Origin of the sequence: Bradyrhizobium sp. WBAH42 (assembly GCF_024585265.1) — a bacterium.
GTDB lineage: Bacteria > Pseudomonadota > Alphaproteobacteria > Rhizobiales > Xanthobacteraceae > Bradyrhizobium.
Genome location: NZ_CP036533.1, coordinates 1953541 through 1971751 on the forward strand (window position 1 = coordinate 1953541; position 18211 = coordinate 1971751).

15 protein-coding genes are annotated in these 18211 nt (G+C 66.4%); 6 read left to right on the forward strand and 9 right to left on the reverse strand.

Annotated elements, in window-relative coordinates:
* The first annotated feature begins 76 nt into the window (after positions 1 to 76).
* Together purD and DCG74_RS09145 are read left to right on the forward strand one after the other, a co-directional pair.
* On the forward strand, positions 77 to 1360 hold the full coding sequence (gene purD, locus DCG74_RS09140; RefSeq protein ID WP_172789730.1) for a phosphoribosylamine--glycine ligase: 1284 nt from the start codon (positions 77 to 79) through the stop codon (positions 1358 to 1360).
* Between the two features lie 200 nt (positions 1361 to 1560).
* The gene (locus tag DCG74_RS09145) at positions 1561 to 2463 is read left to right on the forward strand and encodes an alpha/beta fold hydrolase (protein WP_172789729.1); all 903 of its coding nucleotides are present in this window, start codon (positions 1561 to 1563) and stop codon (positions 2461 to 2463) included.
* Between the two features lie 102 nt (positions 2464 to 2565).
* Here the strand turns inward: DCG74_RS09145 and DCG74_RS09150 are convergent, their stop codons facing one another.
* Positions 2566 to 3024, reverse strand: coding sequence for a nucleoside deaminase (locus DCG74_RS09150; protein WP_172789728.1), 459 nt, complete (start codon positions 3022 to 3024; stop codon positions 2566 to 2568).
* Between the two features lie 117 nt (positions 3025 to 3141).
* Here DCG74_RS09150 and DCG74_RS09155 point away from each other — a divergent pair, with 117 nt between their 5' ends.
* Positions 3142 to 5169, forward strand: coding sequence for a pseudouridine synthase (locus DCG74_RS09155; RefSeq protein WP_172789727.1), 2028 nt, complete (start codon positions 3142 to 3144; stop codon positions 5167 to 5169).
* Position 5170: 1 nt separating this feature from the next.
* The gene (gene rsmD / locus DCG74_RS09160; protein ID WP_172789726.1) at positions 5171 to 5728 is read left to right on the forward strand and encodes a 16S rRNA (guanine(966)-N(2))-methyltransferase RsmD; all 558 of its coding nucleotides are present in this window, start codon (positions 5171 to 5173) and stop codon (positions 5726 to 5728) included.
* Positions 5729 to 6054: 326 nt separating this feature from the next.
* On the opposite strand, the gene mutL is transcribed toward rsmD, so the two are convergent.
* A complete protein-coding gene (mutL, locus tag DCG74_RS09165) occupies positions 6055 to 7869 on the reverse strand; it encodes a DNA mismatch repair endonuclease MutL (protein WP_172788786.1) in 1815 nt (604 codons plus the stop codon).
* Between the two features lie 317 nt (positions 7870 to 8186).
* Here mutL and DCG74_RS09170 point away from each other — a divergent pair, with 317 nt between their 5' ends.
* Complete coding sequence (locus tag DCG74_RS09170; protein WP_172788785.1) at positions 8187 to 8495, forward strand: hypothetical protein; 309 nt, start codon at positions 8187 to 8189, stop codon at positions 8493 to 8495.
* 58 nt (positions 8496 to 8553) lie between these two features.
* Here DCG74_RS09170 and arfB read toward each other — a convergent pair whose 3' ends face one another.
* The 7 genes from arfB to DCG74_RS09205 all read right to left on the reverse strand — a co-directional run bounded on the left by arfB (position 8554) and on the right by DCG74_RS09205 (position 17557).
* Positions 8554 to 8970 (reverse strand): alternative ribosome rescue aminoacyl-tRNA hydrolase ArfB, encoded by a 417-nt coding sequence (gene arfB, locus DCG74_RS09175; protein ID WP_172788784.1) that lies wholly within the window; start codon positions 8968 to 8970, stop codon positions 8554 to 8556.
* Between the two features lie 120 nt (positions 8971 to 9090).
* Positions 9091 to 10455 carry a pitrilysin family protein gene (locus DCG74_RS09180; RefSeq protein WP_172788783.1) on the reverse strand — a complete coding sequence of 455 codons (1365 nt, stop codon included), beginning with the start codon at positions 10453 to 10455 and terminating at the stop codon, positions 9091 to 9093.
* On the reverse strand, positions 10452 to 11846 hold the full coding sequence (locus DCG74_RS09185) for a M16 family metallopeptidase (protein ID WP_373569515.1): 1395 nt from the start codon (positions 11844 to 11846) through the stop codon (positions 10452 to 10454). The genes DCG74_RS09180 and DCG74_RS09185 overlap by 4 nt, the downstream gene beginning before the upstream one ends.
* A gap of 188 nt (positions 11847 to 12034) precedes the next feature.
* A complete protein-coding gene (locus DCG74_RS09190; protein ID WP_172788787.1) occupies positions 12035 to 12760 on the reverse strand; it encodes a hypothetical protein in 726 nt (241 codons plus the stop codon).
* A gap of 97 nt (positions 12761 to 12857) precedes the next feature.
* Positions 12858 to 13352 carry a signal peptidase II gene (lspA, locus tag DCG74_RS09195; protein WP_172788782.1) on the reverse strand — a complete coding sequence of 165 codons (495 nt, stop codon included), beginning with the start codon at positions 13350 to 13352 and terminating at the stop codon, positions 12858 to 12860.
* Positions 13353 to 13362: 10 nt separating this feature from the next.
* On the reverse strand, positions 13363 to 16371 hold the full coding sequence (gene ileS, locus DCG74_RS09200; protein WP_172788781.1) for an isoleucine--tRNA ligase: 3009 nt from the start codon (positions 16369 to 16371) through the stop codon (positions 13363 to 13365).
* Between the two features lie 202 nt (positions 16372 to 16573).
* Positions 16574 to 17557: a bifunctional riboflavin kinase/FAD synthetase gene (locus DCG74_RS09205; RefSeq protein WP_172788780.1), complete on the reverse strand. Its 984-nt coding sequence runs from the start codon at positions 17555 to 17557 to the stop codon at positions 16574 to 16576.
* 230 nt (positions 17558 to 17787) lie between these two features.
* On the opposite strand from DCG74_RS09205, the gene DCG74_RS09210 reads away from it, so the two are divergent.
* Positions 17788 to 18183, forward strand: a complete 396-nt coding sequence (locus DCG74_RS09210) for a response regulator (RefSeq protein ID WP_008567674.1) — start codon at positions 17788 to 17790, stop codon at positions 18181 to 18183.
* Positions 18184 to 18211: the final 28 nt, after the last annotated feature.

An 18211-nucleotide genomic window follows, 5' to 3' on the forward strand; every position in this document is an offset into this window, starting at 1 on the left:
AGTTCGCCGCCGCCCCCCTTGAGCCCCGATTCGTGCGACCTCCGCCCCCAGCAAAACCCCTCATCCTGAGCCTTCGATGCACATTCTCCTGCTCGGTTCCGGCGGTCGCGAACATGCCCTGGCGTGGAAGATCGCGGCCTCTCCCCTGGTGACCAAATTCTGGTGCGCGCCCGGCAATGCCGGCATCGCCAGGGAGGCGGAATGCGTAGGCCTCGATGTCGCCGACCATGCCGCCGTGATCGACTTCTGCAAAAAGAATGCGGTCGAGCTCGTGGTGGTCGGGCCGGAGACGCCGCTGGCGGCCGGCATCGTCGATGATCTCACCAAAGCCGGCATCAAGGCGTTCGGCCCGAGCAAGGCGGCGGCCCAGCTCGAAAGCTCCAAGGGGTTCACCAAGGCGCTGTGCACCGAGTTCGGGATTCCGACCGGTGCCTACAAGCGCTTCACCAACGCCGATGACGCGCGCGCCTATGTGCAGAGCCAGGGCGCGCCGATCGTGGTCAAGGCCGATGGCCTTGCCGCCGGCAAGGGCGTCGTGGTCGCCAAGACCGTGCGCGAAGCCGAGGACGCCATCGCCATGATGTTCGAGGGCGCCTTCGGCGAGGCCGGCGCTGAGGTCGTGATCGAGGAGTTTCTGCCGGGCCGCGAGATCAGCTTCTTTGCGCTGTGCGACGGCGAGACGGCGATCCCGCTGGCCTCCGCCCAGGACCACAAGCGCGTGTTCGACCACGACGTCGGCCCGAACACCGGCGGCATGGGCGCCTATTCGCCGACGCCGCTGGTGACGCCTGCCGTCCACGACGCGATCATGGCCAGGATCATCCTGCCGACGGTGGCAGGCATGAAGCAGCGCGGCACGCCGTTCCGCGGCGTGCTCTATGCCGGCATCATGCTGACGACGCAGGGGCCAAAGCTGTTCGAGTTCAATGTGCGCTTCGGCGATCCCGAGTGCCAGGTGCTGATGCTGCGCATGATGAGCGACATCGTGCCGGCCTTCCTGGCGGCCTGCGATGGGGAGCTGAAGCATTTCGATCTGCGCTGGCACAAGGAATCCGCGCTGACCGTGGTCATGGCCGCGAAGGGCTATCCCGGCGACTACCAGAAGGGCACGCGCATCGGCGGGCTGGAGGAGGCCGCCAAGGTCGACACCGTCGAGATCTTCCACGCCGGCACGGTTGAGAAGGACGGCGCGATCCTCGCCAATGGCGGCCGCGTGCTCAATGTCTGCGCGCTGGGGGCGACCGTGACGGAAGCGCAGCGCCGCGCCTATCAGGCCGTCGACCGCATCGACTGGCCGGACGGCTTCTGCCGCCGCGACATCGGCTGGCAGGCGGTGGAGGCGGAGAAGGCCAAAAATTAGCGCCTCGACGGCGCGCAAACGCGCCGACGCGTCGATCCGGAATCTCGACGTTCGCGTCACCGCGCCGCCACATCTACAATCCAGAATGTGCAATCGAATGTTGGGGTTAGTCGCCCCGACCATAATACCGGTACTGTGCATGGGGTTGTTTTCGAACTTTTGTTTGTCGAGCGCCCCCACGACCATAAGGATGCAAGAAGATGTCCGATCTCGCCGACCTCTATCCGGACTTTGCCGCCGAATGGATCGATACCTCGTTCGGCCGCATCTTCGCCCGCGTCGGCGGCAAGGGTCCGCCGCTGCTGCTCCTGCACGGCTTCTCCGAGACGCACGTGATGTGGCACCAGGTGGCGCCTGAACTGGCCGAGCACTTCACGCTGATCATCGCCGACCTGCCGGGCTACGGCTGGTCCGACATGCCCGCGAGCGATGCGCTGCACATCCCCTACAGCAAGCGCGCCATGGCCAAGGCGATGGTCGAAGTGATGGAGCGCCTCGGCCACGTGCATTTCGCGCTCGCCGGCCACGACCGCGGCGGCCGCGTCTCCTATCGCCTCGCGCTCGACCATCCCGGCCGGCTGTCGAAGCTCGCCGTGCTCGATATCCTGCCGACCTATGATTACTGGGAGCGGATGAACCGCGCCTACGCTCTGAAGATCTATCACTGGACCTTCCTGGCGCAGCCCTATCCGCTGCCGGAGACGCTGATCTCCGGCAACGGCGAGTTCTTCCTGCGCTTCAAGATGGCGAGCCAGACCAAGTCGAAGACGCTCGACGCGATCGACGAGCGCGCGCTCGAGCACTACCTCGCCCCGTTCCGCGATCCCGCCCGCGTGCACGCGATGTGCGAGGATTACCGCGCCGGCGCCTATTTCGACTACGACCTCGACAAGGCCGATTTCGAAGCCGGCAAGAAGATCACCGTGCCGATGCTTATCCTGTGGGGCAACGCCGGCATCGCCCAGGCCGCCGCAACGCCGCTCGACACGTGGAAGCAATGGGCCACGGACGTCGACGGCATGCCGGTGGATTCGGGGCACTTCCTGACGGAGGAGAATCCGGATGTGACCGCGAAGGCGTTGCGCGAGTTCTTCCTGGCCTGAGCCACCGCGTCATTGCGAGCGCAGCGAAGCAATCCAGGATGTCTCCGCGGAAAGACTCTGGATTGCTTCGTCGCTTCGCTCCTCGCAATGACGGGGAAGGGCCTACCGCCGCTCCCGAAAGAACTCCTTGAGCAGCCGCGCCGCCTCGCTCTCGCCGACGCCGGAATAGACGTCCGGCGCGTGGTGGCAGGTCGGCGAGGCAAAGAACCGCACGCCCGACTCCACCGCGCCGCCCTTGGGGTCGGCCGCGCCGTAATAGAGCCGCCTCACCCTTGCAAACGAGATCGCGCCCGCACACATGGTGCAGGGCTCCAGCGTCACGTAGAGGTCGCAGTCGACCAGGCGCTCGCTGCCGATCTTCGCGGCGGCCGCGCGCAGCGCGACGATCTCGGCATGGGCGGTCGGATCACGGTCGGTCAGCGTCCGGTTGGCGCCGGTGGCGATCACCTCGTGATCGCGAACCACCACGCAGCCGATCGGAACTTCGCCCGATTTTCCGGCATTTTCGGCCGCCAGAAGCGCCAAATCCATGAAAGAAGGGGCTTTCATGCCTCGTATCATCGCCAGAAACCTGCTACTAGCTCCGCCTTCAGCAAGAGTGGATACCGATTTTGCCTGAGCATGCGGCTCGGAACGAGCGCGCACACTGCTCGCGCCACCCCTTAAGTGAGATTAGTCATGCCTCGCGACAGCGACAAAGACAACGATTCCCGCGGCCGGCGAGGCCCGGCCAAAGGCGGCCGCAGCGGCAAGCCGCGCGGCCCTGAGAAGAAATTCGCCAAGCGCGGCTTCGAGGGCAAGGGCGCGCGCGACAGCCGCCCGCCCCGTGGCGACCGTGACAGCCGTCCATTCCGCCGCCGCGAGGAGGGCGATGCGCCGCGCCGCGATTTCAGTGACCGTCCCCGCTTCAAGCGCGACGACCGCGGCAGTGAGGGGCGCGGCGATCGCGGCTTCAAGCCGCGCGGCGATCGTCCGTTTTCCGATCGCTCTTCGCGCGATGGTGAGAAGCGGCCCTTCAAGCCGCGTGGTGATCGCCCGTCCTATGGCCGTGACGACCGTCCGCCGCGCAGGGATCGCGACGATGCCCGTCCCGCCGGCCGGTTCAGCGACAAGAAGTTCGGCGACAAGAAGCCCTACGCGCCGCGCGGCGACCGTCCAGAGCGCAAGTTCGACGGCGAACGGAAATTTTCTCGGGGTGGGCCGGATCGCGAACGCGACCGTGGGGATCGCGGGCCGCGCGAGGATCGTGGCGAACGCAGCTTCAAGCCGCGCGGAGACCGCCCGAATTTCGATCGCGGTGATCGCGCACCTCGCGGTGATCGCCCGCGCAAGAGCTTCGACAAGGATTTCGGCGGCCGCGATCGCGGCGAGGAGAAGCCCTGGCGTCAGCGTGACGACCGCCATGAGGGTGGCCGTGGCGACGACCGTCCACGTTTCTCCCGGCGCCGGGACGAGGGTGACGATCGCCCGCGTTTCTCGCGTCCGCGGGAGGAGCGCTCCGGTGACGATCGTCCGCGCTTCAACCGCTCGCGCGAGAAGCGCCCCGAAGGCCGCATGGACTGGCAGGAGCATCCGCGCAGCGAGGGCCGCTTCCGCGACCGGCCGCGCCGCGACAATGAGGACGACAGCAGAATTTTCGAGAAGCGTCCCGCCTTCGGCGGCCGCGGTGCCTACCGCGAGCGCGATCGTGATTTCGAAGGCCGGCCGCGCCGCGACGACGCGCCGAAGCCGAAGAAGGCCGGCGAGCGCATCGCCAAAGTGCTGGCCCGCGCCGGGCTTGCCTCGCGCCGCGACGCCGAGGAGATGGTCACGCAGGGCCGCGTGACCGTGAATGGCCGCGTGATCAACTCGCCCGCGCTCGACGTCACCAAGAACGACGTCGTCATGGTCGACGGCAAGCCATTGCCGGAGCGCGAGCGCACGCGCCTGTTCCTCTACCACAAGCCGCGTGGGCTGATGACGACGCATGACGATCCCGAGGGCCGTCCGACCGTGTTCGACAATCTGCCCGAAGGCCTGCCGCGGCTGATCAGCGTCGGCCGGCTCGACTTCAACACCGAGGGCCTCTTGCTGCTCACCAATGACGGTGGCCTTGCGCGCACGCTCGAGCTGCCCGACACCGGCTGGCTGCGCCGCTACCGCGTCCGCGCCCATGGCGACGTCACCCAGGCGCAGCTCGACGAGCTCAAGAACGGCATCGAGGTCGAGGGCGTCAAGTATGGTCCGATCGAGGCCACGCTGGAGCGCGACCAGGGCGCCAATGTCTGGCTGGTGTTCGCGATCCGCGAGGGCAAGAACCGCGAGGTGCGCAATGTCTGCGCCCATCTCGGGCTCGAAGTGAATCGGCTGATCCGCGTCTCCTACGGCCCGTTCCAGCTCGGCGAGATTCTGGAAGGCCAGGTCGAGGAGATCCGCGCGCGCGTGCTGCGCGAGCAGCTCGGCGACAAGGTGATCGAGAAGTCGGGTGCGCAGTTCGACGCGCCCTCGAAGTCATCCTCGCGCGCCGACGACGCACCGAGCGAGAAGAAGCCGACCAGCAAGCGCGCCGTCATCAACGACCGCAAGGGCCGTCGCGTGCTGGTTCAGCGCACCGGCAGCGAGGAGGCCCGCGAGCGCAACGAGATGGAGGCGAACGGCTACGGCCCGCCGCGGCGTCCCAAGCGCGGCTATCACGGCAAGCGCGACCTGACGCCGCGGGAGGACTAGCTTGCGCGTCGTCGGCGGCAGGTTGAAGGGGCGCAATCTCGCCTCACCGTCCTCGCGCGACATCCGCCCGACGGCGGACCGCCTGCGCGAGTCCGTGTTCAACATCCTCGTGCACGCCTATGACGATCCGATCCAGGATGCACGCGTGCTCGATCTCTTCGCCGGCACCGGCGCGCTCGGCATCGAAGCCGCGTCACGCGGCGCCAAGTTCACGCTGTTCGTCGACAACGGCGCGGAGGCGCGTGCGCTGCTCCGCAACAATGTCGAGGCCCTCGGCCTCGGCGGCGTCACCAAGGTGTACCGCCGCGATGCCACCGATCTCGGCCCCGCGCATCCCGTCGAGCCGTTCTCGCTGGCGTTCCTCGATCCGCCCTATGGCAAGGGATTTGCCGAGAAGGCGCTCGCATCCTTGCGCGACGGCGGGTGGCTGACGCCGGGCGCGCTGCTGGTGGTGGAAGAGGCCAAGGCCGCGCAGTTCGCGACGCCGGAAGGTTTTGAGGAGCTGGAGCGGCGGACTTATGACGACACGGAGTTTGTGTTTTTGCGTAGGGCGGATTAGCGAAGCGTAATCCGCCACTGTCTCTCACCGCGGACGCAGAAGAGGTGGATTACGCCTTCGGCTAATCCACCCTGTACCCTTGTGGGGTTCGTGGCGGCCTTCGGATGTAGACTGGCCGTCCGGGCCGATCCGCCGGGAGCAGCCTTGTCCACCTGTGCCTCGAGCACCGACGTAGGAACCGCGCCCCGGCGGAAGATGCTGTCCAGGATGCCGAAGGCACCGGCAAAGCCGGCGCGCAGCGTCCTGGACTGCATCGAGCACGGCGCTACCATATTGCCCTATAAGGACGTTCCCCTTGACCAAGGGTAGGAGGTCCTACGGCACCGTCACCGCCTCCCGAACAGCTTCTCCACGTCGCTCAGCTTCAGCTCGACATAGGTCGGCCGGCCGTGATTGCACTGGCCGGAGTTCGGCGTCTCCTCCATCTCGCGCAGCAGGGCGTTCATCTCCTCCGGCCGTAAGCGGCGGCCGGCGCGCACCGAGCCGTGGCAGGCCATGGTCGCCGCGACGTGCATCAGGCGACGTTCGAGCGGCAGCGCCTCGTCCCATTCGGCCATGTGCTCGGAAAGATCGCGCAAGAGGCCGCCCGCATTGGTCTTGCCGAGCAGCGACGGCGTCTCGCGCACCGCGACCGCGCCGGGGCCGAAGGATTCGATGGAAAGGCCGAACGATGCCAGCTCCTCGCTGCGCTCCAGGAGGCGCTCGACCGTGGCTTCGTCCATCTCGACGATCTCGGGAATGAGGAGAATCTGCCGCTGCACGCCGTTCGCCGCCAGCGAGGCCTTCAGCCGCTCATAGACGATGCGCTCATGCGCGGCGTGCTGATCGACAATGATCAGGCCGTCGCGCGTCTGCGAGACGATATAGGTCTCATGGATCTGGGTGCGTGCCGCGCCGAGTGGGCGATCGACGAGGTCGCTGACGGGCTGGGTCTCGATCCGCACGTCCGCGCTGGGCGCGCCGACATCGAAGGCGGCCTGCGCGCGCTCCGCGAAAGCCGGTGCGGCAGCGCCATCGAACGACGGCATTGGCGCCACGGGAGCGGATGGCGAGGTCCGCCAATCCCAGCTGGCCGGACGCTGTGGCGTGAACGCGGGCCGGAACGAGGACAGCGCACTTTCGCCGCTGTTGGCGGCGGTGCGTCGGCCCTCGCGCGCCAGCGCCTCCTTCAAACCGTGCACGATCAACGCGCGGACGAGGCCGGCATTGCGGAAGCGCACCTCGGTCTTGGCCGGATGCACGTTGGCATCGACCTCGCGCGGATCGAGCGTGACGAACAGCGCCAGCACCGGATGGCGGTCGCGCGGCAGATAGTCGGAATAGGCCGCGCGCACGGCGCCGAGAATGAGCTTGTCGCGCACCGGCCGGCCATTGACGAAGAGATATTGCCCGAGCGCGTTGGCCTTGGTTAGCGCGGGAGCTGCAGCATAGCCGGCGACCACGACGCCCTCGCGCTCGGCATGGACCTCGATGGCGTGGCTGCGGAACTCGGCGCCGAGGATGTCGCCGAGCCGGGTCAACCGTCCGGCCGCGCCGGGCAGCGCCGCAGCCCAGGTCACCGGCGCGCGCTCCTCGCCGGCGAGCGTGAAGGCGATGTCGGGCCGTGCCATCGCGAGGCGCCGCACCACTTCGCGGATCGCCTCCGCCTCGGTGCGGTCGGTCTTCAGAAACTTGAGCCGCGCCGGCGTCGCGTAGAAGAGGTCGCCAACCTCGACGCGCGTGCCATGCGCCAGCGCCGCCGGCATGATCTCGGACTTTTCGCCGCCCTCGACCGACAGCGCCCAGGCGTGGGGCTCGCTGGTATGCCGCGTGGTGATGGAGAGGCGCGCCACCGAGCCGATCGAGGGCAGGGCCTCGCCGCGAAACCCGAGGGTGCGGATATGAAGCAGGTCCTCGTCGTCGAGCTTGGAGGTGGCGTGACGCTCGACCGCGAGCCCAAGATCTTTCGCGGTCATGCCGCTGCCGTCGTCGGTGATGCCGATCCGCCGCCGCCCGCCGCCGTCGGTGAAGACGTCGATCCGGCTCGCGCCGGCATCGATGGCGTTCTCGACCAGCTCCTTGACCACGCTCGCCGGACGTTCCACCACCTCGCCGGCGGCGATGCGGTTGACGACCTGTTCTGGCAGTTGGCGGACGGGCATGAGGCTCACTCGGCGAATATTCTCAAGTCTAATGCCGCGCAGCAACAAATGCATGGGGGAGGTCGAGCTTCCCACACCCGAAATGGGGACATTTTCGGCGCGCACCGCCCGTCGGGAATGCGTGGCATGTTCCGCGCCGCCGCATATGAGGAGCACAATTCCGCGAAAGCGCCGCGAAAATCCTAAACGATCACCACACGGCGCAGCTTGCATCACACCGCGCCGTTCGAACTCTCTTTCGCGATGAACCGGTCCGGTGCAGGCGAACGGTGCAGAACGCAGCCGAACGGTTCATCGCGACATTCCAGGAGACATGGATGAAGTTGGTGAAGACCTCTGCGATCGCTTGCGCTCTCGCGGCCCTCGTTGCAACGCCCGTTCTCGCCCAAGGCACCTCGTCTGGGGCGAGGCCCGGCGGCACCATACAAAGCAAGCCCATGCAAGGCGGTGCGTCAGGCAGCGAGGATGAGGATCTCGGTGCCCAGCAGGGCGCTGCCGGCGAGAAGGTCGGCATGAAGTCGAGCAAGGGCACGAAGGGGTCCGTCGGAACCACCGGCAGTGCGACGCGCAAGGGCACGGCCGACGATTCGGCGGCGGGTGGTGCTGCCACCGGCAAGCGCTACTGACGCCAGCGTGCGAATTGGCAAACCTCCGGTCGCTTCGCGGCCGGAGGTTTTTCATTGCCTAGTCGTCGAAACCGCGCCCGCGCTTCGCCTTGATATCGCTGCGGCGTTTCTTGCCCTCGAGCCGGCGCTGCTTGGAGGCGAAGGTCGGCCGCGTCGCGCGGCGAGGCGTCGGTCGCACCATGGCCTCCTTGAGGATCTCGACGAGACGGTCGATGGCATCCTGACGGTTGCGCTCCTGGGTGCGGAAGCGCTGGGCGTGGATCACGATCACGCCGTCCTTGGTCATGCGCTGGCCGGCAATGCGGGCGAGGCGCAGCGCCGCGTCCTCGGGCAAGGTCAGCTTGCGGGTGTCGAAGCGCAGCTGCGCGGAGGTCGCGACCTTGTTGACGTTCTGCCCGCCCGGGCCGGAGGCGCGGACAAAGCCGATCTCGATGTCGTCCTCGTCGATGACGAGATCGCGGGATATCCGCAGCATGCTGGCACCATTCGTGATGTCAGGACATACCGCGGACATCTGCCTTCAGCAATGGCGCTGCCGCGACACGCAAATGGCCGGGGCGAGCCCGGCCATTCAGAAAAACGTCCAGAAAAGAGATCAGTTCGACTTCGGTGTCGCAGCCGCCGGTTGCGCAGCGGCCTGGGGGGCCCGGCCGACCACGACAGTCAGCAGCCCCTGGCCCCAGAGCCGCCTGGCGGCCGCCTTGGCATCGTCCAGGGTCACGGCGTCGACGATGGCGTTGCGCTTCTCGATATAGTCGATCGGCAGCTTGTCCTGCTGGTATTGCAGCAGCGCCTGCGCCAGCTTGGACGAGGTGTCGAGCGCCAGCATCTGCGAGCCCTTGAGGTAGGACTTGGCCTCATCGAGCTCCTTCTGCGTCGGGCCCTCCTGGGCGATGCGGCGCACCTCCTGTTCGATGGCCTCGATGGTGTCACCGGCACGATCGGCGCGGGTGCCGGTATTACCGATGAAAACCGCGGAGTGCTGCATCCAGAGCAGCGACTCGTACACCGAATAGGCCAGCCCACGCTTCTCGCGCACCTCGCGATAGAGCCGGGAGGACAGTCCGCCGCCGCCGAGGATGTGGTTGACGACATAGGCCGCCATGAAGCTGGGGTCACTGCGCTTCACGCCCGGGCCGCCGAAGGTGATCACGGTCTGCGGCACGTCGAGCGTCACGAAGGCGCGTTGCGGCGGCTTCGCGGCCTCGACGTCGGGGACCGGCGTCAGATTGGCCTTGGCCGGCAGGCTGCCGAAGGTGTGGTCGAGCAGCTTTCCGAGCGTGGTCGGATCGACGTCGCCGACGACCGCTACTTTGAGTCCATCCTTGGCGAGGACACGGCCGACATAATCCCTCATGTCCGCGACCGTGATGGTCGGCACGCTGTCGAGATTGCCGTTGCTCTGCCGGCTGTAGGGGTGATCGCCGAACGCGACCTCCAGGAATTTGCGGCTCGCCAGCGAGGTCGGATTGGTGGTCTCGCGGCGCAGGCCCGAGATGACCTGCGAGCGGATGCGTTCGACGTCGGCCGTGTCGAAATGCGGCGAGGTCAGCGCCATCCTGAGCAGGTCGAAGGCTTCGTCCTTGTTGTCGCGCAGCATGCGCAGGCTGCCGCGGAAGGTGTCGCGGGTGGCGCTGAAGGAGAGTTCGATGGCGCGGCGGTCGAGCCGTTCATGGAACGTCTTGGAATCGAGATCGCCGGAACCTTCGTCGAGGAGATCGCCGACCAGGTTGGCGACACCGGGCTTGTCCTTGGGATCCTGCGCCGAGCCGCCGGCGAAGGAATATTCCATCGCGATCAGCGGCACGGTTGCGTCCTGCACGAACCAGGCTTCGATGCCGCCCGGCGAGATCAGGTGCTGGATCTTCGCGGCGGCCTGCGACGGCGAGGCCGCAGAGAATGCGAGGACCGCGCCGGCGGCAACGGAGAATGCAACGCGTCGAAGGAAGGAATAGGTCACGAGCGCTTCTCCTCGCGCTTGGCGGTTGCAGTGTCCTTGATCAGGTAGCCCGTCACCGAGCGCTTCTTCTCGAGCCATTTCTGCGCAACGGCGCGGACCTGCTCGGCGGTGACGGCGCGGATGCGATCGGGCCAGCTCCTGATGTCCTCGATCGACAGGCCCGTGGTCAGCGCGCCGCCGTACCAGCGCGCCAGCACAGCCTGGTTGTCCTGGGCGTAGATCGCTTCGGCGATGAGCTGGGTCTTGACGCGTTCGAGATCCTCCGCACGGATCGGGTTCTGCGCCACGTTGGCAATGACGCCGTCGACCGCCTGTTCCACTTCGGCAAAGCTGACGCCGGGTTTCGGCGCAGCCGAGATCGCGAATTGGGTCGGGTCGAGCGAGATACTCGAATAGCTCGCGTTGGCGGAGACCGCGAGCGGCTTGTCGACGACGAGGGCGCGGTAGAGATAGGAATTGCTGCCGCTGCCCATCAGCTGCGCCAGCACGTCGAGGGCCGCGCTCTCGCCGGCCGCGGCCGTGGTCGCCGAGGGCACCAGATAATAGCGCCGCATGTTCGGCTGCTCGACGCGCGGGTCGGCCAGCGTGACGGTGCGCGGGGCGGCGGGCTCCGGCTCCTGCGGACGCACCCGCCGCGCCGGGATCGCGGGCTGGGCGGGAATCGAGCCGAAATTGCGCTCGACCAGCGGTCGGATTTCGGCGGCATCGACGTCGCCGGCGATCACCAGGATCGCGTTGTTCGGCGCATAGAAGCGACGATAGAAGGCGAGCGCATCTTCGCGATCGAGCTTCTCGATCTCCTGATGCCAGCCGATCACCGGACGCCCGTAGGGATGGTTGAGATAGAGCGCGGCCATGATCTGCTCGTTCAATCGCGCATCCGGATTGTTGGCGACGCGCATGTTGTACTCTTCGAGCACGACGTCGCGCTCGGGCAGCACGTTCTCGTCCTTGAGGATGAGGCCCGTCATGCGGTCGGCCTCGAACTCCATCATGGTCGGCAGCTGCTCTTTCGGCACGCGCTGATAGTAGTTGGTGTAGTCGACCGAGGTCGAAGCGTTCTCGTTGCCGCCGACGCGCAGCACGGTCTGGGAGAATTCACCGGCCGGATGCTTCGAGGTGCCCTTGAACATCAGGTGCTCGAGGAAGTGGGCGAGGCCTGACTTGCCGGGCGTCTCGTCGGCCGAGCCGACCTTGTACCAGATCATCTCGGTGACGACGGGGGTGCGGTGATCCGGGATCACCACGACCTGCATGCCGTTGGGAAGCGTGAAGCTGGCGGGTGGAGCCGATGTCACGGTGGTCTGGGCAAGGGCGGCGCCGACCGAGAGGACACTCGTCGAAAGCAGCGCGGCAAGGAGGCAGGCAGCCGATCGGTAAGAGGACATCATGATCCCTGGTTGAGGTGCCGAGCCCGGATCTCCGGCTCGGAAGGCACGGCATGCTACACCGTGCGGCGGAGGCTTCGCGTCACGAAGCAGAGAACGCTAGTCAACTCGGGAGCAGCCAGCAGCTGAAGCTGCGTGCAGTGCCGGCAGCAATTGCGCGGCTGCCCAAATGTCGGGGCGGGGCAGGAGCGTTATCGCTCCTTCTCCTTGCCGGATAGGACGTCGAAATAGGTTCGCTTCGAATCATCCGGGCCGGAGCCGTAGGCGTAGTTCGGCGACGGCGTCTGATATCCGGGCGGCGGCTCCACCAGCGATTGGCGTGGCGGCTCCGACGTAAACTGCTTCGACTCGGGCGCGTTCCCTTTGAACAGTTTAAACAGCCCGCCGGTATATCCGAGTTCGGCTGGGCTCATCGTCGGATTGGCGATGTTGGTGCCTGGTTGGGCCGGATCATTGCCGGTCTTTTCGGCGGCGGCCGTCTTGTGGGCGTTCATCTCGGCGGGCGACAGCGGCTGGGCATTTTTCCAGTACTCCGTTGCCTTGTTGCCGGACTTCTTCCGCTCGGCGACAGCCTCCTTGCGGCGCTTCTCGTCGGGGTCCTTCGGCCAGTTTGGCGCAGCCGCGGCCTCGGCTGCGGCGGGCGGCGGCAGGTCGAGCTTGGGCGGCACGACCAGCGGCGAACGCTCGCGGTATTCGATGCCGGGTTTCCCCATGCTCTTGGCGCCAAGGCCGGACATCAGGCCGTCGATGAGCTTCTCTTCGAAGGTCATGTCGTCGTCGTCATCGTCAGCAGCACGGGCGGCGCCGGTCGACATGACGAGGCCGATACCGAGCGCGACGGCGGACAATTTCAGTGCCCGCCAGACCCCCGATTGGGGGTCTCGAACCATCGAACCGCTGGTCTTCGAGCTGCGCATGACCGTACCTGTTTCAAATTGTAGCAGATTGCCGCTCGCACGCGGCTCAAACCCTTGCAAAAGCAGGGTTCCACCTGCCGGTCCGTATCGGCCGGGATCAGGGCGCTTTTGCGGCGGGTACCCCCAGGAAGGAATCATACAATAGCGCTGCCACCCCAGCAACGATGGCCACGTCCGCGAGGTTAAACACATACCAATTATAGGTATTTCCGGCGATCTCGATGTGGAACAGGGCGAAATCCACCACCGCGCCATAGGCCAGGCGGTCGATGCCATTGCCGATGGCGCCGCCGATGATCAGGCCGAGCGCGACGGTCGCGAGCACGGTGTGCGAGCGCGCCATCCAGATCGCCAGCGCAACCACGGCAATGGCCTTGACCGCCATCAGCGCGAGCTGCGCGGCCTGGCTGTCGTTCTGGAGCCAGCCGAAGCTGATGCCGATGTTCCAGGCCAGCACCAGGTCGAAGAACGGCGTCACCCGCACCGCGCCCCGACGGGCGAGGTCGAACACGTTCAGGAGCCAGAGCTTCGAGGCCTGGTCGGCCACGAGCGTGACCAAGGCCGCGAGGATGCCGGCGCGGAGCGGGGTCATGGCCGACCGGTCAGACCGCGACCCCCAATGCCTTCCATTCGCGCAGCGCCTTGGCGTCGCGCGGGGTGACATCGGGATATTCGGCGTCCTCGCCGACCATCGGCGAGATCTTCCAGGAGCGGGCGCATTTGGTGCCGACCGCCTTCTCCACCACGACCGCGACGCCCGGGACGGCATCGAGGCGGAATGCCGAGGCCGGCGCCTCGCCCTCCCGCACCTCGTAACTCGAAGTGATGCAGACTTCAGCCAGATCGATGTCGAACAAGGTCGCCAGCATGCCGCGATCGGCGACATAGATCACCGGCGATGCCTCGAGCGAGGAGCCGATGTTCTTGGCGGCGCGTTCCAGCTCGAGCGCGCCGGTGACGACGCGACGCACGTCGCGGATCGCCTCCCATTTCGCGGCGAGCTTGTCGTCGCGCAAGGCTTCGAGATCGGCGGGGAACTGCGTCAGGTGCACGGACGGCTCGGCGTCGGGCCGGTACATGCGCCACGCCTCCTCGGCAGTGAAGCTGAGGATCGGCGCCAGCCATTTCAGGATCGAGGCACACAACAGGTCGATCGTCGTCAGCGCCGCCTTGCGCGTCAGCGACGACGGCGGATCGCAATAGAGCGTATCCTTGCGGATGTCGAAATAGAATGCGGAGAGCTCGCTGTTCAGGAAGGCGGACAGGATCGCGACCACGGTCTTGTAGTCGAACTCCCGATAGGCCTTGCCGATCGCAGCGGCGCGCACCGCGAGCTCGTGCAGCATCAAGCGCTCGAGCTCCGGCATCTCGGCGGGCGCGACGGCGTCGGCCGGCTTGTAATGATGCAGCGTGCCGAGCATCCAGCGCACGGTGTTGCGCAGCTTGCGGTAGGTCTCGACGGTGTTCTTGAGGATCTCGGGGCCGATGCGCTGGTCGTCGGTGTAGTCGCAGGACGCGACCCAGAGCCTCAGGATGTCGGCGCCGGATTCCTTGATGACGGCCTGCGGCTCGATGGTGTTGCCGAGCGACTTCGACATCTTGCGGCCGTCCTCGGCCTGGGTGAAGCCGTGGGTCAGCACGATGTCGTAAGGCGCGCGGCCGCGCGTGCCGCAGCTTTCCAATAGCGAGGAATGGAACCAGCCGCGATGCTGGTCCGAGCCTTCCAGATACATCACCGTGTCGGCGCCGCCGTCGACCTTGCGCTTGATGCCGGCGAGCCCGGGAAACTGCACGGGATCTTCGAGCACGAAAGCGTGGGTCGAGCCGGAATCGAACCAGACGTCGAGAATGTCGTCGACCTTCTGCCAGTCCTCGTTCGCGCGGGGCCCGAGGAAGCGCTCGCGCGCGCCCGTCGCGTACCAGGCGTCGGCGCCTTCCTTCTCGAAGGCTTCGCCAATGCGCGCATTGACGGCCTCGTCCTGGAGGATCTCAGCGGAGCCGTCACCCTTCTCGCGCACGAACACGGCGATCGGCACGCCCCAGGCGCGCTGGCGCGAGATCACCCAGTCCGGGCGCGCCTCGATCATGCCGTTGATGCGGTTCTCGCCCGACGGCGGCACCCATTGCGTCACCGAGATCGCATGCAGCGCGCGGGCGCGCAGCGTGTCGCCGCTCTTGGCCTTGCCGCCCTGCGCAATGTCCTTATCCATCGCGATGAACCATTGCGGTGTGTTGCGGAAGATCACCGGTTTCTTGGAGCGCCAGGAGTGCGGATATTGATGCTTGAGCCGACCGCGCGCGAGCAGCATGCCTCTGTCGACGAGCGCCTTGATCACGGCCTCGTTGGCATCGCCCTTCTCGCCCTTGTCGGTGATGACGCGCTTGCCGGCAAAGCCCGGCGCATGATCGGTGTAGGCGCCGTTCTCGTCGACGGTGTAGGGGATCGCGGTGTTGATGCCGCGCGCATCGAGATCGCGCGCCTGTGCCATCCAGGCATCGAAGTCCTCGCGGCCATGGCCGGGCGCGGTGTGCACGAAGCCGGTGCCGGTGTCGTCGGTGACATGGTCGCCGGGCAGCAGCGGCACGACGAAGTCGTAGCCACCGCCAACGCCCCTCAGCGGATGGGCACACTCGATCGCGTCCATGGTGTCGCCGGGGACGTCGCGGACTTTCTCGTAAGCCGTCACCCGCGCCTGCTTGAAGACGTCTTCCGCGAGCGCATCGGCGAGGATCAGGAGGTCACCAATCTTGGCCCAATTGTCGGCGGGGGCGTCCGTCACCTTGTAGAGGCCATAGGCGATCTTCGGCGAGAACGAGATGGCGCGGTTGCCGGGCAGCGTCCAGGGCGTCGTGGTCCAGATCACGACGCTTGCGGAGGCGAGCGCACCGTGCGCGGGCGAGGTCACCGGGAACTTCACCCACACCGTATCGGAGGTGTGGTCCTCGTACTCCACCTCGGCTTCGGCCAGCGCTGTCTTCTCGACCACGCTCCACATCACCGGCTTGGAGCCGCGATACAGCGTGCCGTTGGCGGCGAACTTCATCAGCTCGCGCGCGATCTGGGCTTCGGCCGGATAGCTCATGGTGGCGTAGGGATGGTCCCAATCGCCGATGACGCCGAGGCGCTTGAACTCCTCGCGCTGCACGCCGAGCCAGTGCGTGGCATAGGCGCGGCACTCCTTGCGGAAATCGATCATCGCGGCGGAGTCGCGGAAGTCGGGCTTCTGCTTGCCCTTCTTGCGATAATGCTCCTCCTCGACCTTCCACTCGATCGGCAGGCCGTGGCAGTCCCAGCCCGGCACGTAGTTGGAATCGAAGCCGAGCATCTGCTGACTCTTGGTGACGAGATCCTTCAGGATCTTGTTCAGCGCCGTGCCGATATGGATGTTGCCGTTGGCGTAGGGCGGGCCGTCATGCAGCACGAACTTGGCGCGGCCTTTCCCATTCTGGCGCAGCTTCTCGTAGAGGCCGATCTCGTACCAGCGCTTGAGTATCTCCGGCTCGCGCTGCGGCAGGCCGGCGCGCATCGGGAATTCGGTCTGCGGCAGGAACAGGGTCTTCGAATAGTCTTTGGCTTCAGACTTTTGGGACTTTTGCGGCTTTTCGGACATGAGGCTGACTGGCTCGGAAAGGGCGCGGGAACGGATGGCGATGCGGAATCGCGGGTGAAACGACGAAATCCCGGTCTTGCGCCGAGCCTTCAGGCTCAGGCGGAAGCCGGGCCGCTAATCCCTATGATGCGCCGCGCAAACATGGGCTCTCCATAGCAGGGGGGCGGAGGAAGCGCAAAGGGCCGGCGAGTCCGGTTTCGGCTCAATCGATCGCGCCCAGCCGCGGAAACGCGTCCGGCGCGGCGGCGAGCATGGCGCGGGCGCGGGCGGAATCGTCGTCCATCTGCCGGATCAGGGCCTCTACACCATCGAATTTCAGCTCCTCGCGGATGAAGCCGATGAAGGCGCAGTCGAGCGCCAGTCCGTAGAGGTCGCCCTTGAAGTCGAACAGGAAGATTTCGAGGAGCGGAGCGCCATTGTCGAAGGTCGGGCGGCGGCCGAAGCTGGCCACCCCGTCCAGACGCTCCTGATCCTTTCCCTGGCCGCGGCCGACCCGCACCGCGTAGATGCCATGCTTGAGGCCGCAATTGGCGTCCAGGCGGATGTTGGCGGTGGGATAGCCGAGATCGCGGCCGCGCTTTTCACCGTGGATCACCTCGCCGGTGATGAACCAGGGCGCGCCCAGCATGGTCGTGGCCTCGTCGAGCTGGCCCTCGGCAAGGGCGATCCGGATCGCGCTGGAGGAGACCGGCCGTTCGTCGATATCGACATGCGCCTGCACGTCGACCTCGATGCCGAGCCGGGGCGCCTCGTTGACGAGAAGGCTGGGCGAGCCGACCCGACCCTTGCCGAAATGGAAGTCGTAGCCGACGGCAATGCCGCTGACCCCGAGACGCCCGATCAGGTCATGGTGAATGAAATCTTGCGCGCTGGTTCCGGCACGGGCCTTGTCGAAGGTCATGACCACGGCGCCGGCAAGCCCGGTGCCAGCCAGAAGCCGCAGCTTGGCCCGCTCGTCCGTCAGGCGGAATTGCGGGGTGTTGGGACTGAAAAACCGCCGCGGATGCGGCTCGAAGGTCAATGCCAGCGCAGGGCGGCCATGCGCCCTGCCCATCTCCAGGGCAGCCGCGATGACGGCGCGATGGCCGAGGTGAACGCCGTCGAAATTGCCCATGGCGACCACGGCGCCCCTTGGAATCGCGGAATCCGGCGTTGTATCGCGGATGACGGTAAAAGGCGGAGCCATCAGGGGAATTCTCGAACCGGGCAGGACCGGCCCGGACCGTGGCGCGACCGGCCGTGCGAAGTCAAGCGGCGGGGCGGGCAGACATTGAACACGATTTCAGTCCTTCGGAGCTGCCCGCAGTTAACGCGCTGTTTAAGGCCTTGGTGCTAGTGCTTGAGGCGTGGAACTGCCGGGCGCCGGCCTGGCAGGTCCGATCGTAATATTCCTTGGTTTGCGTTGGGGGAGTCGAGATGGCGGTTGATTTGTCGATGCCGGTTCTGGTGGTGGATGACTACAGCACCATGATCCGTATCATCCGGAATCTGCTGAAGCAGCTTGGCTTTGAGAACATCGATGATGCCAGCGACGGTTCGGCAGCGCTGAACAAGATGCGCGGCAAGAAGTACGGGCTCGTGATCTCCGACTGGAACATGGAGCCGATGACGGGCTACGACCTCTTGCGCGAAGTCCGCGCGGATCCGAACCTCGCCACCACGCCCTTCATCATGATCACCGCGGAATCGAAGACCGAGAACGTGATCGCGGCCAAGAAGGCCGGCGTGAACAATTACATCGTCAAGCCGTTCAACGCGGCGACGCTGAAGACCAAGATCGAGGCGGTCTTCCCGGACATGGCGAGCGCGTAAGCGCGATCGTGTCCCGGACAAGGCGCGG

Bases quoted from the DNA above. Each gene is read 5' to 3' on its own strand.
- purD (WP_172789730.1), top strand. From the start codon at position 77: ATGCACATTCTCCTGCTCGGTTCCGGCGGTCGCGAACATGCCCTGGCG.
- DCG74_RS09145 (WP_172789729.1), top strand. From the start codon at position 1,561: ATGTCCGATCTCGCCGACCTCTATCCGGACTTTGCCGCCGAATGGATC.
- DCG74_RS09150 (WP_172789728.1), bottom strand. From the start codon at position 3,024: ATGATACGAGGCATGAAAGCCCCTTCTTTCATGGATTTGGCGCTTCTG.
- DCG74_RS09155 (WP_172789727.1), top strand. From the start codon at position 3,142: ATGCCTCGCGACAGCGACAAAGACAACGATTCCCGCGGCCGGCGAGGC.
- mutL (WP_172788786.1), bottom strand. From the start codon at position 7,869: ATGCCCGTCCGCCAACTGCCAGAACAGGTCGTCAACCGCATCGCCGCC.
- DCG74_RS09170 (WP_172788785.1), top strand. From the start codon at position 8,187: ATGAAGTTGGTGAAGACCTCTGCGATCGCTTGCGCTCTCGCGGCCCTC.
- arfB (WP_172788784.1), bottom strand. From the start codon at position 8,970: ATGCTGCGGATATCCCGCGATCTCGTCATCGACGAGGACGACATCGAG.
- DCG74_RS09185 (WP_373569515.1), bottom strand. From the start codon at position 11,846: ATGATGTCCTCTTACCGATCGGCTGCCTGCCTCCTTGCCGCGCTGCTT.
- DCG74_RS09190 (WP_172788787.1), bottom strand. From the start codon at position 12,760: ATGCGCAGCTCGAAGACCAGCGGTTCGATGGTTCGAGACCCCCAATCG.
- lspA (WP_172788782.1), bottom strand. From the start codon at position 13,352: ATGACCCCGCTCCGCGCCGGCATCCTCGCGGCCTTGGTCACGCTCGTG.
- ileS (WP_172788781.1), bottom strand. From the start codon at position 16,371: ATGTCCGAAAAGCCGCAAAAGTCCCAAAAGTCTGAAGCCAAAGACTAT.
- DCG74_RS09205 (WP_172788780.1), bottom strand. From the start codon at position 17,557: ATGGCTCCGCCTTTTACCGTCATCCGCGATACAACGCCGGATTCCGCG.
- DCG74_RS09210 (WP_008567674.1), top strand. From the start codon at position 17,788: ATGGCGGTTGATTTGTCGATGCCGGTTCTGGTGGTGGATGACTACAGC.